Source organism: Clostridioides difficile ATCC 9689 = DSM 1296, assembly GCF_001077535.1.
Taxonomy (GTDB): domain Bacteria; phylum Bacillota; class Clostridia; order Peptostreptococcales; family Peptostreptococcaceae; genus Clostridioides; species Clostridioides difficile.
Genome location: NZ_CP011968.1, coordinates 1012728 through 1036924, shown reverse-complemented (window position 1 = coordinate 1036924; position 24197 = coordinate 1012728). Strand labels below are relative to the sequence as shown.

23 protein-coding genes are annotated in these 24197 nt (G+C 27.5%); 3 read left to right on the top strand and 20 right to left on the bottom strand.

The features are described from left to right. Positions 1 to 182 precede the first annotated feature (182 nt). The 6 genes from CDIF1296T_RS05170 to CDIF1296T_RS05145 form a co-directional block, all read right to left on the bottom strand. Positions 183 to 2840: a sigma 54-interacting transcriptional regulator gene (locus tag CDIF1296T_RS05170; protein WP_009895886.1), complete on the bottom strand. Its 2658-nt coding sequence runs from the start codon at positions 2838 to 2840 to the stop codon at positions 183 to 185. Between the two features lie 358 nt (positions 2841 to 3198). Continuing rightward, on the bottom strand, positions 3199 to 4143 hold the full coding sequence (locus CDIF1296T_RS05165) for an ABC transporter ATP-binding protein (RefSeq protein ID WP_009895881.1): 945 nt from the start codon (positions 4141 to 4143) through the stop codon (positions 3199 to 3201). After that, the gene (locus CDIF1296T_RS05160) at positions 4136 to 5161 is read right to left on the bottom strand and encodes an ABC transporter ATP-binding protein (protein WP_004454207.1); all 1026 of its coding nucleotides are present in this window, start codon (positions 5159 to 5161) and stop codon (positions 4136 to 4138) included. Before CDIF1296T_RS05160 ends, CDIF1296T_RS05165 begins: the two co-directional genes overlap by 8 nt. A gap of 74 nt (positions 5162 to 5235) precedes the next feature. After that, positions 5236 to 6804: an ABC transporter substrate-binding protein gene (locus CDIF1296T_RS05155; RefSeq protein WP_004454209.1), complete on the bottom strand. Its 1569-nt coding sequence runs from the start codon at positions 6802 to 6804 to the stop codon at positions 5236 to 5238. 112 nt (positions 6805 to 6916) lie between these two features. Further along, a complete protein-coding gene (locus tag CDIF1296T_RS05150) occupies positions 6917 to 7828 on the bottom strand; it encodes an ABC transporter permease (RefSeq protein ID WP_009888669.1) in 912 nt (303 codons plus the stop codon). Next, the gene (locus CDIF1296T_RS05145) at positions 7812 to 8798 is read right to left on the bottom strand and encodes an ABC transporter permease (RefSeq protein ID WP_009895878.1); all 987 of its coding nucleotides are present in this window, start codon (positions 8796 to 8798) and stop codon (positions 7812 to 7814) included. The genes CDIF1296T_RS05150 and CDIF1296T_RS05145 overlap by 17 nt, the downstream gene beginning before the upstream one ends. A 326-nt stretch (positions 8799 to 9124) precedes the next feature. On the opposite strand from CDIF1296T_RS05145, the gene CDIF1296T_RS05140 reads away from it, so the two are divergent. Both CDIF1296T_RS05140 and CDIF1296T_RS05135 read left to right on the top strand, forming a co-directional pair. Further along, positions 9125 to 9559 (top strand): MarR family winged helix-turn-helix transcriptional regulator, encoded by a 435-nt coding sequence (locus tag CDIF1296T_RS05140; protein ID WP_018112773.1) that lies wholly within the window; start codon positions 9125 to 9127, stop codon positions 9557 to 9559. Between the two features lie 2 nt (positions 9560 to 9561). Then, entirely contained in the window at positions 9562 to 9960 is a 399-nt protein-coding gene (locus CDIF1296T_RS05135) for an HsmA family protein (RefSeq protein ID WP_004453603.1), read from the top strand. A 449-nt stretch (positions 9961 to 10409) separates the two neighbouring features. On the opposite strand, the gene CDIF1296T_RS05130 is transcribed toward CDIF1296T_RS05135, so the two are convergent. From CDIF1296T_RS05130 to CDIF1296T_RS05110, 5 genes are all read right to left on the bottom strand, one after another. Next, positions 10410 to 10634, bottom strand: a complete 225-nt coding sequence (locus CDIF1296T_RS05130) for a NifU family protein (protein WP_009888660.1) — start codon at positions 10632 to 10634, stop codon at positions 10410 to 10412. Positions 10635 to 10668: 34 nt separating this feature from the next. Continuing rightward, positions 10669 to 12036 (bottom strand): M20 family metallopeptidase, encoded by a 1368-nt coding sequence (locus tag CDIF1296T_RS05125; protein ID WP_004453606.1) that lies wholly within the window; start codon positions 12034 to 12036, stop codon positions 10669 to 10671. Between the two features lie 83 nt (positions 12037 to 12119). Next, positions 12120 to 13655, bottom strand: coding sequence for a DUF6179 domain-containing protein (locus CDIF1296T_RS05120; RefSeq protein ID WP_009895874.1), 1536 nt, complete (start codon positions 13653 to 13655; stop codon positions 12120 to 12122). A gap of 22 nt (positions 13656 to 13677) precedes the next feature. Beyond that, positions 13678 to 14112 (bottom strand): DUF6323 family protein, encoded by a 435-nt coding sequence (locus CDIF1296T_RS05115; protein WP_009888657.1) that lies wholly within the window; start codon positions 14110 to 14112, stop codon positions 13678 to 13680. 260 nt (positions 14113 to 14372) lie between these two features. Next, entirely contained in the window at positions 14373 to 15284 is a 912-nt protein-coding gene (locus tag CDIF1296T_RS05110) for a hypothetical protein (protein ID WP_009892805.1), read from the bottom strand. Between the two features lie 295 nt (positions 15285 to 15579). On the opposite strand from CDIF1296T_RS05110, the gene CDIF1296T_RS05105 reads away from it, so the two are divergent. Next, a complete protein-coding gene (locus CDIF1296T_RS05105; RefSeq protein ID WP_009895873.1) occupies positions 15580 to 15933 on the top strand; it encodes a GIY-YIG nuclease family protein in 354 nt (117 codons plus the stop codon). Between the two features lie 218 nt (positions 15934 to 16151). On the opposite strand, the gene CDIF1296T_RS05100 is transcribed toward CDIF1296T_RS05105, so the two are convergent. The 9 genes from CDIF1296T_RS05100 to CDIF1296T_RS05060 form a co-directional block, all read right to left on the bottom strand. Continuing rightward, complete coding sequence (locus CDIF1296T_RS05100) at positions 16152 to 17093, bottom strand: cell wall-binding protein Cwp25 (RefSeq protein ID WP_004454223.1); 942 nt, start codon at positions 17091 to 17093, stop codon at positions 16152 to 16154. Positions 17094 to 17193: 100 nt separating this feature from the next. Then, complete coding sequence (locus tag CDIF1296T_RS05095; protein WP_009895871.1) at positions 17194 to 18429, bottom strand: glycosyltransferase family 4 protein; 1236 nt, start codon at positions 18427 to 18429, stop codon at positions 17194 to 17196. Between the two features lie 43 nt (positions 18430 to 18472). After that, positions 18473 to 19327 carry a hypothetical protein gene (locus CDIF1296T_RS05090; protein WP_009895870.1) on the bottom strand — a complete coding sequence of 285 codons (855 nt, stop codon included), beginning with the start codon at positions 19325 to 19327 and terminating at the stop codon, positions 18473 to 18475. 127 nt (positions 19328 to 19454) lie between these two features. Then, a complete protein-coding gene (locus CDIF1296T_RS05085; RefSeq protein WP_004453621.1) occupies positions 19455 to 20630 on the bottom strand; it encodes a phosphoribosylaminoimidazolecarboxamide formyltransferase in 1176 nt (391 codons plus the stop codon). Between the two features lie 98 nt (positions 20631 to 20728). Further along, entirely contained in the window at positions 20729 to 21613 is an 885-nt protein-coding gene (locus CDIF1296T_RS05080; RefSeq protein ID WP_009895867.1) for a fumarylacetoacetate hydrolase family protein, read from the bottom strand. A 231-nt stretch (positions 21614 to 21844) separates the two neighbouring features. Next, complete coding sequence (locus CDIF1296T_RS05075) at positions 21845 to 22531, bottom strand: CPBP family intramembrane glutamic endopeptidase (protein ID WP_009895864.1); 687 nt, start codon at positions 22529 to 22531, stop codon at positions 21845 to 21847. A gap of 27 nt (positions 22532 to 22558) precedes the next feature. Further along, positions 22559 to 22870 carry a helix-turn-helix domain-containing protein gene (locus tag CDIF1296T_RS05070; protein ID WP_004453624.1) on the bottom strand — a complete coding sequence of 104 codons (312 nt, stop codon included), beginning with the start codon at positions 22868 to 22870 and terminating at the stop codon, positions 22559 to 22561. Between the two features lie 188 nt (positions 22871 to 23058). Continuing rightward, complete coding sequence (locus CDIF1296T_RS05065; RefSeq protein ID WP_009895862.1) at positions 23059 to 23580, bottom strand: nitroreductase family protein; 522 nt, start codon at positions 23578 to 23580, stop codon at positions 23059 to 23061. Positions 23581 to 23676: 96 nt separating this feature from the next. Then, positions 23677 to 24171 carry a GNAT family N-acetyltransferase gene (locus tag CDIF1296T_RS05060; protein ID WP_004454230.1) on the bottom strand — a complete coding sequence of 165 codons (495 nt, stop codon included), beginning with the start codon at positions 24169 to 24171 and terminating at the stop codon, positions 23677 to 23679. Positions 24172 to 24197 lie beyond the last annotated feature (26 nt).

The window sequence follows — 24197 nt, the reverse complement described above, 5'->3', positions numbered from 1 at the left end:
ATTTATATTACTCATTTAATAATATAAGCAAGTATTATGCCAGTTTTTTTAGACACTTTAAAACACTGTTATTTCAATCATTTTTATCATCAAAACTTAGATACTTTGTCTAAGTATATTTATATGTGTCTAATATTAATATTATTTTAGACTAAAAAAAATTACCAAATAAGTTTTTATACTCATTGGTAATCTTTTTCGATTATTTCTGCATATTCTAATATTAATAATATTTGATAGCACTCTTTTTCATTAATTTCTATATTATATTTTTTATCTAATTGAGATACTATATCTTTTATTTTGCTTAGGCTCTTGTGATAATCAAGTGTTTTTTCTTTATCAAGCTTTTCAATTTCTCTAGTATTTCCAATCAACCCATCTACCATGAAAGCTAAATGCATCATAAGTCCAATTACTTTATCGTATTTCTTTTCTATATTAAATACTAAAAACAATTCATCAGACACATATTTTATATCTTTAAATATCCTATTATAATTAGAGCTTTTTAAGGATGTCTTTAAACCTTCAACTACATCATCATAACCTATACTTATCTTTATAATATTTTTTAATTTATTGATATTTTCATCCTTATCTATATCTTTTTTGCTAATATAGTCAATTCCTCTAATATTAATTCTTTGTTCATTGATTACTGCAACAATATTACTACTTTCTTTAAGTTTCGTAATATTTAAACTTAAATCTTTTTCTGTTTTATATGGGACAGATATAATATCTATTCCATCTAAGTACCTACTCATCTTTTCTTCTAATATTTTTCTTGTTTTATTATCTACACCTTCTGAAACATGTGATGCTATAATAATTGTTTTAGACAGATTTTCTTTATTTTGAATTTCATTAGTTCCAAAATAGTACTTTCTCGTGTTAGTGATAGAGTTGTATACGTCATTTAAAGGTAATCCCATATTGGCCTTCTGAACTGCTTCTAACACAGTTAATGTCGTCACCATAGGAATTACTCTTACTCCACACTTTTTTTCTTTCTTTATAATTTCATCAAAAGAGTTTAATGAACCCATATCTGTAAATAGTAATACATCTTTATTGTCTATATTATTAATTAAATTTTTAAAATCTACAATTACTTCATCATAGCTTTTATCTAACTTCATATCGAAAGAAATAGCACTGCACTTTCCAATAATATCACCAACTGCTTTTACCATACTACTTGCTGTAGTTTCTCCATGCATAGCAACTATAATATTAATGTTATTCACTATTTTATTTTGTTCATCTTGTTTAGCTTGTACTATGAATAATGTAATATATGCTACAGTTTCTATAGATAAAAATAAATCAAATTCATTTTCAATTATTCCAACTATTTTTAATGCTGTTTTAAATTCACTTCTGTTATTTCTTCTAATTTGATTCAAATCTATGTTGTTTGTAGAGCTACTTTTATCCAATACACTTTTTATATAAATTGCCATTGACTTAAATATTGATTCACTTATATCTATTTCTTCATCTTCTTTAATAATTTGTCTTATTGATTCACACATGCTTTTAAACTTAACATTATTAAATAGAGAAGCATCTGCTATATTCATTTCTACAGATTTATTAAGATTAGTATTTACTGCATTAATAATATTTATATCATTGTAGTTAATAACTTCTTCTTCTCCTAATGACGTAAATACAAAATATTCTATTCCATGTGTTATAACTTCATCTGCTTTAATAGACTTCTCTCTATAATCATCACTCACTTCATTTATAGATTTATCAAAATATTTTTTCTCTATATAAACTGGTTCTTTATTATCTCTTTTATATCTTAGGTATCCATTTGCAACAGCTAATTTTATATCATTTTGAAGTTGACCTACATTATTTTTACAATCATAAAGTAATAGTGATTTAATTATTTCTTTATGTACTTTTATTGAAATAGAAATACTTTTTGATTCTTCCTTGAAAAAATTTTTGACTAATTCCATTCTTTCAATCATTGTCCTATCTCTCAATGATGGTATTTCTATTTTCATTGGTATTCTTCTATTGAATGTATCTAATAGTGTTGATGTCGGATTTTCTGTAGTAGCACATATTATTAATACCTTAGACTCTCTTTCTTTCGTTGCATCTCCTAGTCTTTTAAATGTTCCCTTATCTATAAAAGTAAACAACATTTCTTGACCTTCTGCTGGTAGTCTATGAATTTCATCTAAAAATAGTATCCCTCCATTTGCAATTTCCAAAAGACCTTTTCTGGAAGATTCTGCACCTGTATAAGCTCCTTGTTCTACCCCAAAAATATGTCCCATAAGTAATTGTGCATTATTAGCATAATCAGCACAATTAAATGTTACAAAAGGAGCTTTATTTTTTCTAATTCCACTATCTATAGAATAATCGTACATATATCTAGCAATCATACTCTTTCCTACTCCTGTTTCTCCATAGATAATAGTATGAAGTCCATTTGTAGGATAGAGCATTGCGACCTTGCATTTTTCTATTATAGGTCTTAAACTATGTTCTTTACCTATTAGTGTTTCAAAACTATCTTTTTTTATTTTGTTTTCTACTTTTGTTCCTTTTTTTATGCCAAGCAACTCACTTTGTGTATCAAGCAATTCATTCTTGTTAAGGTTAAGATTTGCAGGGATATAATACACAGGTCTTCCTTTTATCTTCGTAACCATACCCTCATTGAATAATTGGTTTAAATATGTACTTATATTGTTTCTTGCAATTCCTGTCTTTTCTGATAATTGGTTAGCTGTAATCCCTTTTTCATTTTCCCTATATGATGATTCTAAAACTTTCATTACTTTATCTTTTTTATATATCATTACAAGCTCCCCTACATTATAGTATTTTATTAACTAAAACCCCTATACACACTTTATTTTTTAATAAACTCTTATTCTTTAACTAAGGTTATAATTTATCAAACTTTCCTTACTTTAAATTATAGAAAATTATTGTAGAAAAAATAAGATTATTGCTCATTTTTTCTACATTACTATTTTTAATTTTATAGTACTTTCTTAACAACATACTTTACTTGTTTTTAATTTTATTATATTTGAATTTATTATATTTGAAAAGTAGAAATAAAAAACCCTATTTTGGAGTAGTTTTAAAATTTCTCCAAAAATAGGGTTTTAGTTTGTATTTCAAATAAATACCTGTTCAAGTATTTTTATACTAAACAACTTTTAAATTTTGTTGGTATTTATTTATGTCTGATTTAGAAGAATATACAAAATGTCCATCTGAAACCTCAATCCAACTTAATAACTTTTCATTTGAACAATCATATCCATTAGAATTATACTCTATTCTATTTCTTGACTTAGCATATCTAGGGTCAGGAACAGGAATTGCAGAAAGTAGTGATTTTGTATATGGATGAATAGGATTATTATACAATTCATTTGAATCTGCCAATTCTACTAATTTTCCATTATACATAACTCCTATACGGTCACTAATATGTCTCACCATAGATAAATCATGAGCTATAAATAAACAAGTTAAATTCTTTTCTTGTTGCAACTTTTTAAATAAATTTACTATTTGTGCTTGTATAGACACATCCAAAGAAGCTATAGGCTCATCAGCTATTATAAATTCTGGGTCTACTGAAAGAGCTCGTGCTATGCCAATACGCTGTCTTTGTCCACCTGAAAAATCAGATGGATACTTATTTGCATAACTTCTATCAAGTCCTACTAGCTTTAGCATCTCATATACTTTATTCATTCTATCTGTTTTATTTTTACAGATACCTTGAATTTTTAGTGGCTCTGAAATTATATCTGCAATTGTCATACGTGGATTTAATGATGAAGTAGAATCTTGAAAAATAATCTGCATACTTTTGTTTACATCTTTTTTTATAAATTTGTACGTTTTTTTATCTGATATGCAATTTCCTTTGTAAATTACTTCTCCACCAGTAGATTCATGTAGTCTTATTATAGTTTTACCAGTTGTAGATTTTCCTGAACCCGACTCTCCTACCAATCCAAATATCTCACCCTTATATATATCAAAACTTATATCATCAACTGCTTTTACAGTAGTACTTTTGTCCAAATGAAAATATTGCTTTAAGTTTTTTATTTCCAGTATTTTTTCTCTATTCATTAGAAATCACCCTTCCACAATTTACTCTAACTGGTACATCTACTTCAGGTGCATCTGGGTGCAATAACCAAGTTGCTGCACTATGTGTATCATTAATTTTAAACATTGGTGGCTCTTTTTCATAATCTATCTTAAGTGCATTTTTATTCCTTATTGCAAAAGCATCTCCTTTTGGTGGGTTCAATAAATTTGGAGGCATTCCAGGTATATTATATAAATAGTCATCCTGCGAATCTAAAGTAGGTAATGAACCCAACAACCCCCAAGTATATGGATGTCTAGGGTCATAAAATATATCCTCTACAGTTCCTATTTCTACAATCTTTCCTGCATACATAACTGCTATTCTATCAGCTATAGTTGCAACTACTCCTAAATCATGAGTTATAAATATTATTGACAAACCTATTTTATGTTGTAAATCCTTTATTAAATCAATTATTTGAGCTTGTATAGTTACATCTAAAGCAGTTGTAGGTTCATCAGCAATCAATACATCTGGATTACAGGCAAGTGCTATAGCTATTACTATACGTTGTCTCATTCCACCTGAAAAATGATGTGGAAATTGTTTAAATCTTTTCTCAGGATTATCAATTCCAACCAATTCAATAAGCTCTATGGCTCTCTTTTTTGCTTCACTTTTACTTATACCTTGATGAATGATTACAGCTTCTGCAATTTGCTTTCCTATTGATATAGTTGGATTGAGAGATGTCATAGGGTCTTGAAATATCATTGATATATTCTTTCCTCTTATATCTTCCATCTCTTTTTCAGACTTCTTAACCAAATCACTTGATTTAAGTAAAACCTCTCCATTTTTAATATATCCATTGTATGGGAGTATCCTCATCAAACTCTTACACAGTACAGATTTCCCACAACCAGATTCTCCAACTATAGCCAATGTCTCACCTTTTTTTAGATTAAAAGATACATTTCTTACAGCCTGAACTTCTCCTTCTTCTACTTTAAAACTTACAGATAGATTATTAACCTCCAATAAATGTTCCAAAAACCATCAACCCCTATGCTATTCAAACCTTAGGGATATATTTTTATCCCTAAGGTTTCTAATTAATTTCAGTATTATTCAATTGTCCAGTCAGCTATGTTCCAGAATATACCTACACCATGATGACCTAAAACTGTATCAGGTGTTAATCCTTTTATGTTTGGTTTTCCAACATATATTGCATCTATATAAGCAATAAATGTATAAGGCATATCCTTAGTCATTTCTACTTGGAATTGTTTATATAACTTTAATTTTTCATCTTTATCTTCTGTTTCTCTTGCTTTTTGAAGTATTTTATCTATAGTAGGATTAGAGTAAGCACTGTAATTTGCACCTTTATCTGTTCCAAATACTTTATATGTATGGTCATCTGGGTCAAATGGACTTCCCCAACCTATTAAATGAGCATCTTGATTAGCCCAATCTGTTTCAGTTACAACAACAGCTTTAGCATCAACACCAATTTCTTTTAACTGTTGTGCACATATTTTAGCCATATCAACTCTAACTTGGTCACTCTCACCTGCTGTTATCTCGAAAGCTAACTTAGTACCTTCTTTTTCATAGATTCCATCAGAACCTAATTTCCAACCTAGCTTTTCAATTTCTTGTTTAGCTTTTTCTGGATTATATTCAAACTTTTCTATATCAGGATTATTATATGGTCCCATTTGTAAAGGTGAATATGCTGGTACACCATGTCCTAATAATACACTGTCAACTATTGCTTTTCTATCTATTGCATAGCTTAAAGCATTTGGTAATCCTTTAGCTTTTTTATCTTTAAAGAATTTAGAATTAAAATTGTATAATATACCTCTATAGTCGGCTGTTTTCATTATATTTACTTTAAAATTCTTTTCGTCTTTTTCAAAGTTAGACATATCTTTAGGAGTTATTTGAGCTAGGTCTAATTCTCCTGATTTTAATTGCATTGCCTTAGCCTTATCATCTGGAACAATCTTAAAGACTACTTTATCTAATCCTGGTTCTTTTACAAAATAATCACTATTCTTAACAAGTGTTATACTTTGACCTTTGTCCCATTTTTCAAGTTTAAATGGTCCAGTACCTATTGGTTTTTGATTAAATTCATCAGTAGCTATATCCTTACCTTCCAAAGCATGTTTTGGTAATACTCCTACTGTTAAATAATCAAGCATTGCTGTATTTGGAGCTTTTAAAGTAATTTTTATAGTATTATCATTAACCACATCAATTTTTGTTATATCTTCATAATTTGATGCTATCTCAGAAGCATTATCTGGATTCATTATAGTTTCTATTGTAAACTTAACATCATTTGCTGTAAATTTCTCTCCATCATGCCACTTAACATCATCTCTTAAATTAAAAGTATATGTATTTGTTGCCTCATCAAATTTCCAGTCCTTTGCTAGACAAGGAACCACCTTATTATTTTCATCATGAGCTGTTAATCCATTAAATATTAACGAATTTATTTCTCCATGTTCATATAGTGCAGGATTTATACTTGTATAGTCATTACTTCCATAAACAAGTACCTTTCCATCTTTAGGCGTATCTGCCTTCTTATCTTTGTCTCCTCCACTAGAACAACCTGCCATTAGACTAAGTATCATTACTAAACTTAAAACTTTTAACTTCTTTAATTTCATGATGCTCCCCCTTTTGCTTTTTATAAAATATTTTTCAAAGCTTTGACCCCATTTATTTAAATAGATATTTCAAATACCTCAGTATTTGCTTATTTAGTACTCAAATGCTGATTTATAAATTACTAGATTTTTTATTATTATTCTTTCTTATATAATTACCTATATTTGTTATACACACCAATGTTGTAACCAAAAATATACCCGGAATCAGTATAATCCACCATCTATTTGAAAGTAATGCTTCCTCTGACAAAGATAACATACTTCCCCAAGAAACAATTTCTATTGGTAAACCAATTCCTAAAAAGCTAAGTGTCGATTCAGTACCAATAGCTGCGCCTATGTTTGTTACAACCATGAACATTATTGATGCCACAAAATTTGGAAGTAAATGTTGCTTTAATACATAGAAGAATCCTCCTCCCATGCTCTTAGCTGCTAGTATGTATTCGCTATTTCTTATTTGTCTAACTTCTGTTCTCACTATCTTAGATATATTCATCCAACTTGTTATCCCTATTACTATGGACATAGATACTGGATTTGAATTTCCAAGTATAGCTTGTACAAATATTATAATTAATATTGAAGGTATACTAAGTATGATTTCTGTAAACCTCATCATTGCATCATCTACGAGTTCAGATGCTGAACCACTTATACTACCATAAACAATTCCTATAACAGTTGATATTACAGTGGAAAATAGTCCTATAAATAAAGATATTTTTCCTCCATACCATATCATAGAATATATATCTCTACCCATTGAGTCTGTTCCAAATAAAAAAGTTTTATTTGGAGCTAAATTAGAACTTGCTAAATCCATGTATGTTGGTTCATGTGTCATTATAAAAGATGAGAATACACTTCCAATGACTATGATTGATAAAATAATAATTGATATATATGGTAATTCTTTAATTTTTTTAGATAAGGTTTTCTTTGTTTCTATATGTTCATCTTCTGCTACTAAAATATAATTTTCTCCTACAATTTCAAAATCACTATATTGTGGCTTCATTAGTATCACCTCTATCATATTTCATTCTAGGGTCTATTTTATTGTTTATAATTTGAGCTAACATATTCCCAAATACTACTAAAGCCCCTGTTATTAAGCATAAAACTAATAACATATTATAATCATGATACTTTGCACTTTCAAAACAAAGTGTTCCTAACCCAGGATAAGAAAAAACTTTTTCAACTACATAAGTTCCTCCTAGTATATGAGGTATCGAAATGGCCATTATACTAATATATGATGGCATTATATTTCTCAGGCAATGCTTAAAAACAATAGTTCTATTATTTAAACCTTTTGCTTTACATAAAAGCACATAATCTTCTCTTATTTCCTCTAGTAATTTATTTCTTATCATATATGTGTAATACCATAGATGGCTTAATATAAGTACTGTAAGAGGTAAGATTAGATGTGATATCCTACTTAATATACTGGACTCTTCTCCCATTGAATAAGCACCACTACTTGGAAGTATACTTAAGTTTATACTAAATATAAGTATGAGTACTAAGGCAACCCAAAATGATGGAATACAGTTGGTTATTGTTCCTAATTTGCATATGATTCTATCAATGAGCTTATCTTCATGTAATGTACAAAATATTCCTAACAATAAGGCTAGCACAAAGGTAAGTATATATCCTGAACCACCTAATATTATAGTGTTTATATAGACATCATTTATAACAGAAGTAACATTTTGTTTATATTTAAATGAAATTCCAAATTCCCCTTTTGATGCATTTGAAATCCATTTTATATATTGACTGTATATTGGTTCATCCAAACCAAGTTTTTTCATAGCATTTTCTTTTTCTTGTGTACTCATTCTTTCTACTCCATCCCCATAGTAAGAGATTAATGGGTCTCCTGGAGCAAGTCTTGCCATGTAAAAAACAATAAAAGATAATAAAAACATTACTAAAATAAACTGCAACAACTTTTTCAATATATCCTTTAACAAACCCCAACCCCCCTTTGTTGCAATAAAAAAAACCACATAAAAGCAAACGTAAAGTAACGTTAAAACCTTCGTGGTTCCATTATCATTAAACAAAATTAAATTTTCTATATTTATCTATGAGTTAATTTTAGCATCATTTATTAACTGTGTAAACAAACTTTTTAAAAATTGTTAAAATTTCATCAAATTATTTTATTTATACCTAAAATAAAATTTTTATATTCTATTCTTCATTATTTTCTATAAAATTATAAAATTTTAGGTTGACTATATAAGAAAAGTATATTATATTAGTTTGTATGCAAACCATTTAAGAGGTGATTTTATTGAAAAGTAATTATGACTGTTTTAGAATAGCCATGCTCTTAAAAGAACTTTATTCTAAAACTATGTACACAGTAGAAGAAAATTTTAAAGAAAATGGATTAACACACCAACAGATTATAATTATAAAACTGATAGCTCATAATCAAGAACTTACAATATCACAACTATGTGATGAAATGTCTTTAGCTAAAGGTACGGTTTCAGGCATAATCAGCAGATTAGAACAGATTGGATATATAGAAAAATTCAAGAAATCTAATGATAAAAGAAATACATACGTTAAGTTTACAACAACAGGATTTGAATTTGCCACAAATTTTAAAATTAAAATGCAAGAAAGTTTTGATGATATTTTTAAAAATTGTGATGAAAACGAATTGAGTGACTTAGTAAAAAATCTTAGAAATATATTGGCAAAAGTAAAGGAGAGATAATTATGAATTATAAATTAATACTTGCAATAGTATTTATAACATCAGCTTTAATTTTCTACACTATAGGTGTATTTGGAGAAAGAAAGGCAAAAATTTTAAAAAAGAAACATGTAATTATATTTTGGCTTGGTTTTATATTTGATACTTTAGGAACATTTACAATGAGTAACATAGCCAACAGCCATACTTTTGAAGTAAAATCTGCTTTATCACAAAACCTTCATAGTATTACAGGTCTTCTTGCAATTGTACTTATGCTTTTTCATGCAAGTTGGGCTACTTTTGTCCTATACAAAGATGATGAGGAAAAGAAAAAATTCTTTCATAAGTTTAGTATAGTTGTATGGACTATATGGTTAGTTCCATATTTTATAGGTATGTTTATTGGTATGGCTGGATAGTAAAATAAAAAGTGTGTAAGAAATACTGTAGGTAAATTTGTATAAGACAAATTTATCTACATCCTTCTTTCACACTTTTACATATTTATTTATAATACTCCATTATTTCTTTCATGTTTCTTAATACCTATATAGAATATTTAATTATTTCTATAGTATTTTATTATTTTCTCACACTTTTTCATATATATATTGTTTTACTATTTTTTCATATGTATATATGAAATATTCCATTATTTCTATAAATGTTTTATTATCTTTCTCATACTTTTTCATATATATATTGCTTCACTATTTTTTCTTATTTCTTCATATACATATGAAATATTTCATTATTTCTATAATGTTTTATTATCTTTCTCATACTTTTTCATATATATTGCTTCACTATTTTTTTTACTTCTTTATTAAATACTTATGTATAACATACATTTAATAAACGCTAACTATTAAACACCTAATACTTGAGTTACTCCTGGAACTTCACTCACCAAAACATTTTCAATAATAGCTTTGATTGTCATAGTCGCTCCTGGACACCCACTACATGCCCCTTGTAGTCTAACTAAAACCACACCATTTTCATTTACATCTATAAGCTCTACATCTCCACCATCTCTTTGTAATACTGGTTTTATCTTTTCCTCAAGCACTTTTTCAACTTTTTCTCTCATAGCTATTCCCCCCAGAAATATTTTATTACCAAAATTATACCAATGGTTTAAATTTTTGTCCATCTAATGATTTATCAAATTCAATTTTTGCTTCATCAATAATTTTAGTATCCATAAATACATCATAAGCACTACAAGCCAGTACTTTAGCTGAATTTATCATAGCAGAAAATCCTATATTTGAACCTGCTGATGAACATGACTGCCATGTATGACTTGCAATTCCAACAGGCCAAGCTGCCATTGCAAATTGAGCCACTGGTATTACATAACTTACATCTCCAACATCAGTAGAACCAGCTAGTCCTTTATCTTTGTCACCGTCAACTATTTCCTTGTGTATATAGCTTTCTACAATAGATTTATCATTTTGTAATGATGTTGCTACACCTAATCTTTCTTCTCTAGTAAGAGTATCACACAACTTTTTTGCAAATTCTTCTTCTTCAGGAGTATTTTTAGGGCAACCAACAAAAACCATATTGTCATAAACTAAATCAGTCAAACATTGGTTTGGTATATAGTCATATATTCCATCTGTAACCTTATACTCCATTTCAGTTTCTGTCATCATTGCTGCTCCTTGAGCTACTTTTATTAATCTATCAAGAACGTGTTCTGCATCCTTTGCTTTTTTACCTCTAATAAAGTACCAACTTTCAGCAAATCCAGGAACTACATTAGGTCTTCCACCACCATTAGTTATAACATAGTGCATTCTTATAGAGTCAATAACATGTTCTCTCAAATAATTAGCTCCAACATTCATAATTTCAACAGCATCAAGTGCGCTTCTACCATTATGAGGAGCTTGAGCTGCATGGGCTGTTATCCCTTTAAATTTAAATTTTACAGATAAGTTTGCCAGACTTCCACCTCTCCAAGGTGCATTTATATCAAAAGGATGCCATGTAAATGCACAATCTACATCATCAAAACAGCCATTTATACACATAACTGTCTTTCCTCCACCTTCTTCTTCAGCAGGACAACCAAAATATTTTATTGTTCCATTAAATTTATTTTCTTCTATTAATTTTTTTATAGAAACAACTGCTCCTACACCTGCTACACCCAACAGGTTATGCCCACATCCATGTCCAGCTTTTCCTTCTACCAATGGCTTTCTTTCTGCACTTACACATTGTGATAGCTCTGGTAAAGCATCATATTCTCCAAGTATGCCAATCACAGGTTTACCCTCTCCAAAACTTGCTATAAATCCAGTAGGTAAATTTTCTACTTCTTCAATTTTAAATCCTTTTGACTTTAGGTATTCTTTTTGAATGCTACTTGCATACTTTTCTTCAAAGGCTAATTCTGGATTTTCCCATATTTTCTTAGATAAATCAATTAATTCTTCTCTTATTTCTTCAACATTATTTATGATATACTCTTTCATAATTTTCCTCCAAATATATGTATTTTTGATATGCTTTACAGATTATATTATATACTAACATTCTATTTATTCACAATTTTTTGTTAATTAATTTTATTCATATGCTCTTCTATGGAGTATATCTTATCTTCACTTTGCCTCTTCATAAATTTAATGTACTCTATCTTCCATAAAGTAGTTTCAGTTTTCTCATTTAACATAAATTCTAATATATTAATTTCTCTCATTCTAATATCTTCATAAAATACTACACTACCCAATATTGCCAATTCTAATTCACTTAATGATGCAAACAACATTAAATACTCTTCTCCAAATAAACATTCAGATTCAAGAATATCGATAAAGTCTTTTTTAGCATTGATATTTTCCTTTATTATTCTTATTTTTTCAATTATAGATGTACTATCTAATATCTCATTGAATATCTCTCTAAACGATTCATCATCCAATTTACTTTCATCATCAACAATATAATCTTCTAAGTGTTCCTTTTTATTTTTACTCACAGTTACCATACTTTTAAAAGTGTTACTTTTTATTGAGCTTAGCACAGATTCAATAAATATCTTTTCATATTTTTTAATATATCTTATTACATCTTCATCTTCTATGCTTAATCTTTTTATTAATACTTCAATTGCTTCCATAAGTAGTAAAGTTATTTTTTTATTTATTCTAATTTCTCTGTTAATTTCTTCAAAATCATTATAATCCAAATTACTATCTACTTCAGTGTTAAAACTATCATCTACTTCAATCAATTCAATTATATTACTTTCTTCAGAGCCTATAACTTCATCTTCAGTAATATTATTGTACATATTTTTAAATTGTTTTTCTAAAAATTCATACTCATATTTTGAAATTTCTAAATTAGTCACTTCATTTCCTAAAATAGTAGAAAAAATACAATTATTTATAATAAGTTCAAATAAATTTACAAGTACAACATCACAATCTATTTTATAAGTCACCCCATAGTCATAAAATAATTTTTCTCTATCTTTTTTCTTAAATAGGTTACAAAATCTATTTTCTATATCTATACTCTCAATATAATTCTTCACATAATAAATACCCTTAACATCCATATCATCTAGTGCCAATGGATAATCTATACTTACTGGAACGTCCTGAGCTTCAAATTTTACAATATAACTTTTAAAGAAACTTGATAACTCCATCAAGGTATCATTATATGCTATTGAATTAGTATCCAATTTTCTACTCATCATTAGTTTATAAAAATCTTTTAGCCTAACTAACTCTTCCTCTAATATTTCAATGCCTCCAAGGTACACCTTTTTAACATTCTTAGCAGTCAACTCCACAACTCTTTTTTCTATATCTCCAAGCTTATTTATATATGCATCAATAGCATACCATATTGAAATCAACAGTTTTTCGGCAACTTCTGTTTTTACTGATGTGCTTTGACCATTTGTATATTTTTTAATCAAATCCATAAGTATTAGAGATATTTCTTGTTGTATATTATATACTTCTCTTTCATCTATCACTTTACAATTTAGACATTCCTTAAGTAGAGATATGGAATATTGGTTCTTTATTAAATTATTTTCGTTTATATTAATATTACTTAAATTATTTAACATACAAAATCTCTCTTATCATATATTAAACTTCTCCAAATTTAAATTTCTTTGCAAATTCGTCTGCTTCTCCTCTTACATTGTCCATATTGCCTGAAAATTTTTCATAAAATTCACCCAGTATTTCTATAATCTCATCATCACATATCTTGTCATCAGTTTCATTTTTTAAATAATAAAAAATTTCTTGCATATCATTAATAGCCTCTAAATAATTGTCCACATTTGTATATTGTGATGTATATATATTTTCTATTAACTGTTTTGTAACTTTTATATCTAATTCTATTCTTCCATACCCCTTTAAAGTATTATCTCTCGAATTTATTATATCTTTTACATCAGATTCAGAAAGAGCTAGACCATAATCTCCAGATTCTATATTAGTTTCAAGCAGTTCATTTCTTTCTATTTCCTTTAAATTCTGATTTATAGAACTCAAAATAATAGGTGATATCATTTTTAAATTCTCCTTTTTTATTTTTTCCATTGACTTTTTTTGTTTTTTACGCTATACTTAAATTAGTATATATTATTTTGCCAACCACTTATAATAGTAGTGTTAAAAGTGGTTTTTGTCAACTCAAAATTACTATCTCAATTAAACTTTTCAATTTTCTCAACAAAAAAAATACCATCATTTAGATATATAATTTTCTATAACAACTTTTAATTCAGTAGTTATTTACTAAAATCTAAACAATGATATATTTATTAATTTTATTTATCTTTTTTGGCTCTACTTCTACTTTTCTTTACATTTGAGCAATTTCTACAAGAAGGTGAACAGTATTGAGATTTAGAATTTGTAGGAATATAAATTTTACCACAGTACTTGCATTTATTTAAAGAAGAAGGTTCACTTGTAATTGCAAAGGCATAGATAGTCTCAATAGCTGTTTTCAAAGAATCAAACTCCCATGCAATAATTGGTTTATCTAATTGGCTTATAGAAAATCCTATCTTTTGAGGATTAAACCCTCCAGACATAATAGTAACACTTTCAGTTAATAGATTAGATGTATTTTTATATACACAAATTTGATTAAAATGCTTACACATATCTTTAGCAAAACTTACAATCCAATCTAGTTGTTCAGTGTAGAACTTTGAAAATACTAAATCTAAAATCAATGGTCTCTTTCCAAAAAACTTTGGAGATTCTTCTCTCTTTGATACATCTATACCCCTTCTATACTTTTTAAAATACACATCTTCATCACTTGCAAATGGTATAAACATGTTTACATATTCATCTGTACTCAATATATTCTCTTTTGTAATATAATTCTTTTCAATCATCAGTACTCTTTCTTCTCCAACTATATCTCTATTATATACACTTGAATATATTAAACCCAATAATCCATACTTTTTTACAAATTCAAGTACTTCTTTCTTTAGTTTCATTTCTTTTGTCTCTTTTGATATATCTTGTAATGCCTCTTGTCCTATGCGAATTATATCTACTATTATATCATCTGCTACATCAAATGGGTTATACATGGTAAACACAGCATCTTCTGTTGGAACTATATATAATTCATCTTCTTCAGTAATTTTATATTCATAATCACTATACCTAATCCAATCACTTGCAAAGTTCCCTATTAATTCTATTTTTTTATTCATAATAATCATTCACACCTTTCAATGTAATATATAATTTCATATTACTATTACACTTTTAGTTTATTCCATATTTTCTACACTGTCAACTATTCTTTTTATATTTTTAGCATATTAAAATTTATAATAGCCTTTATAATGGATTTCTACAGCTAAATTTCTTGTTTATTGATGACTAATTCATAATTAAATTTATAAAAACTATTTACATATAAAATTAATCTCTTTATAATTTATATGTAATATATTTTTACACTTACATATTACATATCAATTATAAAGAGAGGTATCTAAAATCATGGATAGAAAACGTGAATTAAAACAATTATACAAAGAAATGAAATTTGACATAGGTGTATTCATAATAAAAAATGATATTACTAAAAAGATTTACCTTGGAAAAAGTAATGACATAAAAAGCAAATTTAACTCTCTCAAATTTCAGCTTGGTGCTGGCTCATGTATGATAAAAGAATTAAATAATGAATGGAAAAAATATGGTGAAAAAGCATTTATATTTGAAGTTTTAGAACTTATAAAACATGATGATAACAAAACAGAGAAAGATTATTTAGAAGAACTAGATATTTTAGAGATGGTTTGGTTAGAAAAATTAAAGGAAGATAATACTTATGAAATTTATTCCATATAAAAAATAATATAATATAAGAAAAGTAGATAGTGTCTCAAAATAGACATTTAGTTCATAAGATACTTTTTTATATAAAATAAAGTATCTTTTCATAATTTTAACAATGAAAAAGAGGCTTATCTCCATTTGATAGCCTCTTCCCATATATTTTATACCATTATAAAATGAACAATCTACTAATTTTCAATGTGTATATTCATTTTACTAATAACACTCCATTACTTCTTTACAGCATCCAAACATTGCTCTATAATACTCTTATCACTTATACCTATTGCTGTTACTTTACTAGCTCCACTTAATATACTCTTATCACTTTTATTTGAAACTAAAACAACAGGAGCATTTTTTGCAAGTGGTGATGCAACTAAAGCATAAACTAAATCGTCTCCACTTGTTATATAGAACTCTTTTGCTCCATTATAGAACTTTTCAATAACATTTTTATTAGTTTGATATCTATCAACACCGCCAATTCTAGTTGCTCTATATCTGCTCACTATGTAATCACTTAATGTAGACTCTCCTCCAATAGCATATACTGGAACAGGAGAAACTCCAAACCATGGGTCTAAGTCTGTGTCTTCTTCTGCTGAAGGTATATCTTTTGTCAATATTATAGGAGCTCCATCTCTATAAGCAACAGATGCAACACTTACTGCATCAGCTTCATCCTTAAATCCATTTACTAAAAACATCTTATCACTGTTTTTAATTTTTTCTATTTCGCCTGCAATTTTATAACTTGTATCTACTCTATCTACACCATCAATTCTTATAACTTGCATTCTTCTCATAAGTAACATTTTTTCTACATCTTTACTTATAGAATTTTCTCCACCTATTACATATATCTTAGTAACTCTATTCAGTCTTTGAAGCGTTGCTTCTGGTATATCATCCTTATTAGTTAATAAAATAGCTGCATTATTTACTCCTGCAAGACCACTTGCAGCAATCCCATCTACCATTGTAGAGTCTGCATTGATAAGAACTGCTGTTGTAAAATCTTGCTTATCTGAAATAAGCCCAGCTGTTTCATATTTATCTACTCCTTGAATATTTTCAATCTTATCTAGTGCGTTTATTGATGTTGGAAAACTAACACTTAACAGTAATGCTGAAATACCTAACGCCAATACCTTTTTACTAATCCTCATAAATTACCTCCCTAAAACAAATATATTTAGTATTAGTATAATATAAAATCATTTAAAAATAGTGTAAAAATAGTTACACTTTTTTATAATTTAAATAATTTTAGACTAAACACAATTCATCCATTAAAATAACTTCATTTATTCTATATGCTAAGCCATCCCACGTTTTTTTTGACATATCTACAGATGTTTTCTTATTTGAGTTATTCAATAAAGATTGTATCTTAGAATCTATTGCATTATACAAATTATTTTCAAAATCATATAACTCTTCATCTTTTGGAATACCTTCTTTCTCCATAAAAGGTAGAGAAACATATTCTATCTTTCCAGAATTATTAATCTCACTACCAATCCACTCTTTAACACCAAGAATATCAGTAGTGATTACATCTGTGCCACAAGATAAAGCTTCTAAAACTACAACTGGTAATCCCTCATAAAATGATGGTAACACAAATATTTGTGACCTGTTGAATAGCTCAGCTAAATCTCTCTGTTCTAACTTTCCTAGGAAATTCATTTTAAATGGAGACTTACTTGCCAGTTTAACTATCTCATTATATGATTCGATATCGCTTCCAGTACCTGCAAAATTGACTTCTATTAAATCTTTACTATATTTTAATTTAGATATAGCTTTTATAAATGGAATCAGTCCCTTTGATTTACATATCTTACCTGCAAATACTATTTTTATTTTATCATCCTTTATTTTATAATTTTTATTATAAAATATATCATCATTATAACCACTACCAATTACAACTACTTTACTTTCACTTACTCCAAAAGTCTTTATAATATCATATTTCTGATTTTCATGAAGAGCAAATATTAAATCTAATTTCCTTATATTTGCTATTATGTATTCTTTCTCTAAATCAATGGTATTTAACTGTCTTAAACAAGTTCCATGACAAATAGACATAACCTTTATATCTTTTACCATTTCCCTAACAAATGCAGTTAAAAGGTACAAATGATGACATATTATAAGTTCTGGCTTAAAATCATTCATAGCCTTATCTATATTTACTTTAAATTGATATTTCAATCTATTTATCATGTCTATATTTAAATCTTTATATCTTGTACTTTCATATGGCATAGAATCACTCATACCTACAACAGGAAAATTTAACTCCCCACAATTATACTTTACTGGATAAAAACTTACTTCACTTGGAAAACAATTTACATCATCATTTACATCTATACCTGCAATTACAGCTTGCTTATGACCGATTTTTTCGAACCCTTTTATCATACCAGACAAATATATACCACTACCTGTACTATTTGGTTTTTGTGTTATTATATGAAGAATTTTCACTTTTCACTTGCCTCCTTTCTAAAATTAAATAGTTTTATACAGTCTAATCATTATATATATCTAAATATAAACAAGATGAATCATCTTTTACTTTAAATCTTGGCACTTTAACCGCTTTATAGTCATTATCTTCAAAATCCCTTACTTTATTATGTATATATCCTATACCAAATTTTTCTGCTATACGTATCAATTCTTCTTCTTTTATTAGATTATATCTATCACATGCACTTGTAAAACCATCACTCGTTAGCATCAATTGAAAATCTTTTTTTATTTCAATGTATCCATATATAGAATTTTCCACAGCTTCCTCATCAAAATCCAATATCCAATAGCCCTCTTTTGTATTTTTCTTCAATCTATTGCTTACTATTGTATCCATAACACTAGTTCTAATCTCATCAAATGCCATCTCTTCCAAGTTAGAAAGTTTACTCATTTCATAAAATACAGTATTATCAAATTTACAAATACTCCTATCTTTTATAACTTTGGAATCTCCATTTTTAATAAACAAAGCACAATCTCCTAATAAAAAATACTCTACTTTATTTTCATGAAATTTTACAACAACTATAGAACTAGATGGTAAATCTAATTTTTCAACCTTAAACCCATTTAATCTTAGTTCATACTCTTTTTTTACTTCTATTATTCCAGTATTAATAATACTCTTTAATGATTCTTCTTTATTTATATTTTTATATAAATACCTATTCCACCACTGAACATACCACCTTGCGTCACTTTCAGTTGACACTAAATTTTTTCCATTAAGTCCTGTAGCACCATCTAAAACCCATGCGCCAAATGGATTTATACCGACTACATCTTCATTAAATTTAGCTGTTCCTTGATTACATAATAGGCTATAGTTTCTTATATTTAAAGCCATATCAACCTCCAAATTGAATATCTAAAAATAAAGTTCTATTTAAAATTATACAGCAAATAAAAAAATCTACAACAAAACTTGTTGTAGATTTTTACTTAATCTATATTATCTTTATACTTTCAGTATTTTAATGATGGAATAATCTATTTTTAGTAAATGCCATGACTATGTTATACTTATTACAAGTTAATATAACATTATCATCACGAATAGAACCACCTGGTTGTGCTATAAAACTTACCCCACTTCTTTTTGCACGTTCTATATTATCTCCAAATGGGAAAAATGCATCTGAACCAAGTGCTACTCCTGTTAAAGTTTTAAGCCATGCTCTTTTTCCTTCTCCAGTTAGAGGCTCTGGTTTTTCTTCAAAAAAGTTTTGCCATATGCCATCAGCAAGCACATCCATATAATCATCAGAAAGATATACATCAATAGTGTTATCTCTATCTGGACGACCTATATCCTTTTTAAATTTTAAGTTTAATACTTTAGGATGTTGACGAAGATACCAAGTATCAGCTTTGTTACCTGCAAGTCTAGTACAATGAATACGTGATTGTTGACCTGCACCTACCCCTATTACTTGTCCATCTTTAGCATAACAAACAGAATTTGATTGTGTATATTTTAATGTAATAAGAGCTATAATTAAATCACGTTTTGCACTATCTGTAAAAATTTTATTATCAGTTGGAATATCTTTTAATAGGTCTTCATTTATTAATATTTCATTTCTACCTTGTTCAAAAGTAATTCCATAAACATCCTTTGTTTCAATAGGTTCAGGAGTATAATTTTCATCTATTTTTACAATATTATAGTTGCCTTTACGCTTTCCTTTTAATATTTCAAGGGCTTCATCTGTATATCCTGGAGCTATTATACCATCAGAAACCTCTCTTGCTATAATAGTTGCAGTCTCCTTATCACATACATCTGAAAGTGCTATAAAATCGCCATAAGAAGACATTCTATCTGCTCCTCTTGCCATTGCATAAGCACAAGCTAATGGAGAAAGCTCTAAATCATCAACAAAATATATTTGCTTTAAAGTATCTGATAAAGGTACCCCTACTGCTGCTCCTGCTGGACTTACATGTTTAAATGAAGTTGCTGCTGGGAGACCTGTAGCTTCTTTTAATTCCTTCACAAGTTGCCAACTATTAAATGCATCTAAAAAATTTATATATCCAGGTTTTCCATTTAATACTTCTATAGGAAGTTCTCCATTCTTCATATAAATCTTTGATGGTTTTTGATTTGGATTACAGCCATACTTTAATTCTAGTTCTCTTGCCATATACTCATCCCTCTCTATAATAAATTAATCATAAGTTTGATTAATCCTATATTAATTAAATTATTCGTACTAATAAAATTATATGGCATATTTATCCATTAATCAACTATATTTTTTAAAACTCCTATTCCTTCGACTTTACATTCAACTATATCGCCATGCTTTAAATATACTTGAGGATTCATCCCCATAGCAACCCCTGCTGGAGTTCCAGTTGAAATTATATCTCCTGGCTTTAGAGTCATTCCTCTTGATAAATCATTTATTATAGTAGGTATATCAAATATAAAGTACTCTGTATTAGAATTTTGTCTTACTTCTCCATTTACTACACTACTTATATCTAATTTTAAAGGATGTTCAAATTCTTCTTTATGTACTATATAAGGTCCCATAGATGTATGTGTGTCTAAGCTTTTTCCTCTAAACCATTGAACATGTTTATCTTGAAGTGCTCTTTCACTTATATCATTTACTATTGTATATCCAAATATATATTCATAAGCATCTTCTTTTGATATATTTATACCTTCTTTACCTATGATTACTGCAAGTTCTGATTCATAGTCCAACTTCTCTACCAAATCTCCATGTAAGCTTATCTTATCATCCACTCCAATTATTTTGTCTGCTCTCTTAGAAAAATAAATTGGATAATCTGGCATAACTACGTTTTTTATAACTCCATCTGGGATTTCATTGACATGGTCTTTATAGTTTAGACCTAAACATATAATATCTTTTTTAGGTCTTACAATTGGGGAACATAATTTAACTTCTTCTAACTTATAACACTTTGCGTTTTCAAATGAATTGTTTTTTATTTTTTCTAAATCTCCTGTAGATACGTTTTCAATAAAATCATTCATATCAGTATATAATTTACTTAATCCTAAACTATTAATTTCATATATACTATTTGTTTCTGAATTAAATACACCTATTTTTTCTTCATTGCTACTACAAAAAGTCACAAATTTCATTTTTATTCCTCCATTCAATAAGTTGATTAATATTATTTAATTTTTATTAGTTTATATAAATTGTAATTCATAATATTTATATGTCAATACATATTTATATATTTTAAAAATATTCAAATAATTTTTATTAAATTTATTAGTTATTAATATATAAGTGCTTTATAAAACACAAATAAAATAAGGTTGATTTAAAATTAAATTTAAAACAACCTTATAAACCGATTATACTATCTACCTAATAAATATAGCAAATAAGCTCCTCAATAATATACAAAACCCTACATCTCTAAACCTATACTTAACTAATCCAAGTACAATACCAAAAACAGTACCTATCATAATTTTTGAAATAATAACTTCAAAGGTGTAGCTCGAATTGTTATACAATATTACATAATTTCTTATAACATCTATGTATCCTATATTATAAATTCCAGATAGTATAGATGTTATACAGATAATTTTACTCTTTGACTTTATAAAATTACTTAGATAGTTCCATATATATTCTCTAAAAAATAACTCTTCAAATATTGGAACTATCAATACAGACAAAGTCATCATAGTTACATTAAAAAGTACATATCCCTTAGTACAATAAGTTACAATTATTGCTAAAGATAAAACCACAACAAAAAGTATCAGCTTACACTTTTCAATAAGTATATTGTTTTTATTTTCTTCAAAAGCTTCTGTGATTTTTCTATTTCTAACCTTGTTATACAAAGAATTATCTTTTAAAAATAAAATTAACGATAAACCAACTAATGTAAAAGAAATTAAGTTTATAATATTAAAATTTTCAAGAGTAAATTCAAATTGACTTAGAAGTACATAATTCAAAATCATCCTTAATATTTGAACTATAAACATCAATAAAATAGAATCTATTATGCATTTTTTGTAACTATACTTCATCCCAATTTAAATCACCCCATGTATATGCTAATCGTAAAGTCCATTTAATACCCTACTTACAGTTGCTTTGCTCCAACTTGTTTGATTTGAAATTTCTTTATAGCTTAAGCCATCTCTTCTTAAACTCTTTATATTATTTATATCATCATCAGTAATTTGTTTTTCTTTTGGCTTAAGGCTATTTTTATAGCTTCTTAGTCTATCCAATTCTGATTTCAAACTATCTACCTCAAACTGTTTTTTTTGAAGTTTACTCTCATAAGAATCTCTCATTTCATTAAACTCTTTAATGTAGTTTACTTTCCAGTCCTCATCCATTTTTGTTTTAAATATACCCATACTTTAACCTCCTTAAATTTTGTTACTCAAGTTATGTATCGATTATAAACATTAATTTCTATATTTATCTTTAAAATCCTTGTACATAACCCCTAGATAAGTTAGTAAAATTCAGATATATTTTTACAATTTTAAGTATATATTAACAATAGAAAAAAATATAATGTCTTAATACAACATATTATATACTAAAAGTTGTTAAAATGAACCTTTTTATAGTCTAAATCAGAGTCACTGTATGCTTTCTTTTCTTCATCAGGATATCCTATAGAAATTATACATTCTACACTGTACTTGCTAGGTACTTTTAATTCTTCTCTAATGTACTTATCAGCTTCTATATTATCATCATGCATTCTATTTCTTACTTGTATCCAACAAGAACCTAAACCTAGTTCATGAGCTTGAAGTTGTATGTATGAAGCAGCTATACTTGCATCCTCTATCCAAACATCATTTTTTTCTTTATCTGCAATAATTACAATAGCTAAAGGTGCATTTTTTAAGAAAAATCCACCACCTTTAGTTCTACATTGAGATAAATTAATTAGCTTTTCTTTATCATCTACCACTATAAATTCCCATGTTCTAAGCCCCTTTGATGATGGAGCTAAAAGAGCAGCTTTTAATATTTTATCTAATTTTTCTTTTTCTACTTCAACATCCTTGTATTTTCTAATACTTCTTCTTTTCTTTAGAAATCCAATCATATAAATCATCCCTTTCATAATAGCATATACTAGGTTATATTATGCCCTTACTAATGCTGAAAATCTATTATTTACCCCTTGTATTATAAATGCTCTTTATAATATTTTATCATAACAGTAGAAAGATTTCTCCTTTCCTAAAAAACTCATTTCTCCGATTTTTATAAAACCACACTTTGTAAGTAATAAATTCATTTTTGAGTTTATTGAATATGTATCGCTCTTTAAGTATGATACATTGTTTTCTACAGCTAATTTTTCAGCAAAATCAACTAACTTAGATGCTATTCCTGTCTTTCTAAAGTTTGGATTTACAGCCATTCTATGTATTACCATTGCTTTTTTATTAGATGACCAATTTAAGCCTAAATATTCTTCTGGCTCTTCATAATTAAGACATATAAACCCTGCTACTTCTCCATCCACTTCATAAATATATAAATCTTGTTTCTTAATATCTGAAACAAAGTCTTTTTCTAATGGATAGTTTTCATCCCATTGTGTATTATTATAAGTCTTCATTTCTTCCACTGTAGATTTTATAATTTTCATAATGCTTTCTAAATCATTCATATTCGCTTTTCTAATCATAAAAATATCTCCTTAAGTTAATGTAT